Origin of the sequence: Parvibaculum sp. (assembly GCF_040882025.1) — a bacterium.
Lineage (GTDB): Bacteria > Pseudomonadota > Alphaproteobacteria > Parvibaculales > Parvibaculaceae > Parvibaculum.
Genome location: NZ_JBBECC010000051.1, coordinates 1 through 3,916 on the forward strand (window position 1 = coordinate 1; position 3,916 = coordinate 3,916).

General features: G+C 59.1%; 3 protein-coding genes. All 3 read left to right on the forward strand.

What is annotated here, in order from left to right:
• The first annotated feature begins 139 nt into the window (after positions 1-139).
• From pdhA to WEB61_RS03265, 3 genes are read left to right on the forward strand one after another with little or no spacing between them, the layout of a single operon-like run.
• Complete coding sequence (gene pdhA / locus WEB61_RS03255) at positions 140-1,177, forward strand: pyruvate dehydrogenase (acetyl-transferring) E1 component subunit alpha (protein WP_368062891.1); 1,038 nt, start codon at positions 140-142, stop codon at positions 1,175-1,177.
• Positions 1,178-1,180: 3 nt separating this feature from the next.
• Complete coding sequence (locus tag WEB61_RS03260; protein WP_368062892.1) at positions 1,181-2,581, forward strand: pyruvate dehydrogenase complex E1 component subunit beta; 1,401 nt, start codon at positions 1,181-1,183, stop codon at positions 2,579-2,581.
• 11 nt (positions 2,582-2,592) lie between these two features.
• Positions 2,593-3,876: a pyruvate dehydrogenase complex dihydrolipoamide acetyltransferase gene (locus WEB61_RS03265; RefSeq protein ID WP_368062893.1), complete on the forward strand. Its 1,284-nt coding sequence runs from the start codon at positions 2,593-2,595 to the stop codon at positions 3,874-3,876.
• Positions 3,877-3,916: the final 40 nt, after the last annotated feature.

The window sequence follows — 3,916 nt, forward strand, 5'->3', positions numbered from 1 at the left end:
ACTTAACTGAAATTCAGTTAATCAGACGTTTTTTGATTGAAACCAAACCTTTATCATCCACTTCTAAAGTATGGTGAACGGGCTGGCGAACCACGCTAGTCGTCGTGGTACCGTGTTTCAATGTCGCCGAGGCTCCCCAATGGCGTCCCGAACTCCCAGTAAATCGGCCCCCCGTAAACCGGCGAAAAAGCCGGTAAGGAAGAAAGAGGCTGGCATGTCGCCAAAGGTCGAACTGCAAGCCTATCGCGATATGATGCTGATCCGACGCTTCGAGGAAAAGGCTGGCCAGATGTATGGCATGGGGCTGATCGGCGGTTTCTGTCACCTCTATATCGGTCAGGAAGCGGTCGTGGTCGGCATGCAGATGGCGATTGAGGAGGGCGACCAGGTCGTCACCGGCTACCGCGATCACGGACATATGCTCGCTTGCGGCATGGATCCGAAAGGCGTGATGGCCGAACTGACAGGACGCGAGGATGGATATTCGCGTGGCAAAGGCGGCTCAATGCATATGTTCAGCCGCGACAGGAATTTCTACGGCGGTCACGGGATCGTCGGCGCGCAGGTGCCGATAGGCACGGGGCTCGCCTTCGCCAATCGCTATCGCGGCAATGACCGCGTCTGCCTCGCTTATTTCGGCGACGGTGCCGCCAATCAGGGGCAGGTCTATGAAAGCTTCAACATGGCGGAACTCTGGAGCTTGCCCGTTGTCTACGTGATCGAGAACAACCAGTATGCAATGGGCACGAGCGTTGCGCGTTCCTCGGCGCAGACCAACCTCTCGAAGCGCGGCGCGAGCTTCAACATTCCAGGTGAACAAGTCGACGGCATGGACGTGCGCGCCGTGCGCGCGGCAGGTGCAAAGGCCGTTGAGTCCTGCCGCGCCGGTAAAGGCCCCTACATTCTCGAAATGATGACCTATCGCTATCGGGGTCATTCGATGTCTGATCCGGCTAAATATCGCGCCAAGGAAGAAGTGGCCAAGATGCGTCAGGAACACGATCCCATCGAACAGGTTCGCGTGCGCCTTCTGGCGGGCAAGCATGTGACCGAGGACGAATTGAAGGAGATCGACAAGGAGATCAAGACGACAGTCAACGACGCTGCCGAATTTGCACAAACGAGCACGGAGCCCGATCCGTCGGAGCTCTGGACCGATGTGCTCGCGGGGATCTGAGCAATGTCGATTGAAATCCTGATGCCCGCGCTCTCGCCCACGATGGAAGAGGGCACGCTCACCAAATGGTTCGTGAAAGAGGGCGATACGGTAAAGTCCGGTGACATCATCGCTGAGATCGAAACCGACAAGGCGACGATGGAAGTCGAAGCGGCCGACGAGGGCACCGTCGCGAAACTCGTTGTGCCGGAAGGCACGGAAAACGTGAAGGTCAACGCGGTGATCGCACTGCTCGCCGGCGAAGGCGAGGATGCATCGAAGGCCGAAACGGAAAGCCGGCCGAAGAAAGAAAAGACCGCGCCGAAGACGAAACCCGGGCAGGGTGAGATCACGAGCCGCGAGAGTGGCGAGAAAACCACGGCCGAACGCAAGCAGCCGAAGATTGAGATCAAGATCGATCCCGACATTCCCGACGGCACCGAATTCGTGACGCAGACCGTGCGCGAGGCCCTGCGCGATGCGATGGCCGAGGAAATGCGCCGCGATGAGAACGTTTTTGTTATGGGCGAGGAGGTCGCACAATACGAAGGCGCCTATAAGGTAACCCAAGGACTACTTGCCGAATTCGGCGACACGCGCGTTGTCGATACGCCGATCACTGAGCATGGCTTCGCTGGTCTCGGAGTCGGTGCGGCGTTTGCGGGCCTGCGCCCCATCGTTGAATTTATGACCTTCAATTTCGCCATGCAGGCCATCGATCAGATCATCAACTCGGCGGCTAAGACACGCTACATGTCGGGTGGACAAATGTCTTCGCCCATCGTCTTCCGCGGACCGAATGGTCCTGCCTCACGCGTCGGCGCGCAGCATAGTCAAGACTATGCGTCCTGGTATGCGCACATACCCGGTCTCATCGTCATCGCGCCCTACTCGGCGGCGGACGCGAAGGGATTGCTCAAAGCTGCGATCCGCGATCCGAACCCGGTCATTTTTCTCGAGAATGAAGTGCTGTACGGCAAGACATTCGAAGTTCCGAAGCTTGACGATTATGTACTGCCTATTGGCAAGGCGTCCGTGTTGAAGGAAGGCAAGGACGTGACACTTGTCTCCCACAGCCACGGCATCGTTTATTGCCTCGAGGCAATGACGGTGCTGGAAGAAGAGGGGATCGATGTCGAGCTGATCGACCTGCGCACCATTCGCCCCCTCGACATCGACACCATCGTCGCATCGGTCAAGAAGACCAACCGCCTCGTCACTGTTGAGGAGACCTGGCCGGTCTGCGGCATTGGCGCGGAAATCGCCGCGCGCGTGCAGGCCGAGGCTTTCGACTTCCTCGACGCGCCGATTCTGCGCGTGACACAAAAAGACGTGCCGATGCCTTATGCGGCCAATCTCGAAAAACTGGCGCTACCGAGCGCCGATGATGTGGTGGAGGCGGTGAAAGCCGTCTGCTACCGCTGAGGGGGCGGGAAATGCCCATCGAAATTCTGATGCCTGCGCTTTCGCCCACCATGGAAGAGGGCACGCTCGCCAAATGGATGGTGAAGGAGGGCGACGAGGTAAAATCGGGTGATGTGATCGCTGAGATCGAAACCGACAAGGCAACGATGGAAGTCGAGGCCGTCGAGGAGGGCCGCATCGGCAAACTGTTGGTCGCCGAAGGTACAGAAGGCGTCGCCGTCAACAAGCCGATTGCCATACTTCTGGAAGAGGGAGAAAGCGCCTCCGATATGAAGGTGCCCGCGAAAGAGAGGATGCCGGAGAAGCCGAAGGAAGAAGAGAAGAAGGCGTCGCCGGAATCTGTGAAGACTGAGGCGAAGAAGGAAGCGAAACCGGCGCCGGCTGCGCATGCGAACGGAAAGGGCGAGCGCATATTCGCATCGCCGCTGGCGCGGCGCATTGCCGGGCAGAAAGGTATCAACCTTTCGTCCGTTCAGGGTTCCGGCCCACGGGGCCGAATCGTCAAGGCTGACGTCGAAAGCGCGAAGCCTGGTGCGCGCAAACCCACAGTACCGTCCGGTGCGCCTGCACCGGCACCCGCCATCGACGCGCGTGCTTTCTATGCCGAAGGGACTTACGAGGAAATTCCGCTCGACGGCATGCGCAAGACGATCGCGCGGCGCTTGACGCAGTCGATGCAGGAAATCCCGCATTTCTATCTGACGGTCGATTGCGAACTCGACGAATTGCTGGTGACGCGCAAGAAGCTCAACGCCGGAGCGGGCGACACCGCGAAGCTTTCGGTCAACGATTTCCTGATCCGCGCCGCCGCGCTGGCGCTCGTGAAAGTACCGATGGCGAATGTCAGTTTCGCGGGCGACGCGCTGTTGAAGCATGAACATGCCGATATCGGTATCGCGGTCGCTCTCGAAGGCGGGCTCATCACGCCGATCATCCGCGCCGCCGAAACCAAGGGCCTCGCCGAAATTGCCGCCGAGGCGAAGTCGCTCGCCGATCGGGCGCGCAACCGCAAGCTGAAGCCGATGGAATATGAAGGTGGCTCCTTCTCGATTTCCAATCTCGGCATGTACGGAATCAAGCATTTCACCGGCGTTATCAATCCACCGCAGGCGGCGATCCTCGCGGTTGGCAAGGGCGAGGAACGACCAGTCGTGCACGACGGCAAGCTCGAAGTTGCGACCGTGATGACGGTCACCATGTCCTGCGACCACCGCGCTATCGATGGTGCGCTCGGCGCGCAGTTCCTCGAAGCCTTCAAGTCGTTCGTCGAATACCCCGCAAGGATGCTGCTCTGATGGCGGATCAATACGACCTCGTTGTGATCGGTTCCGGTCC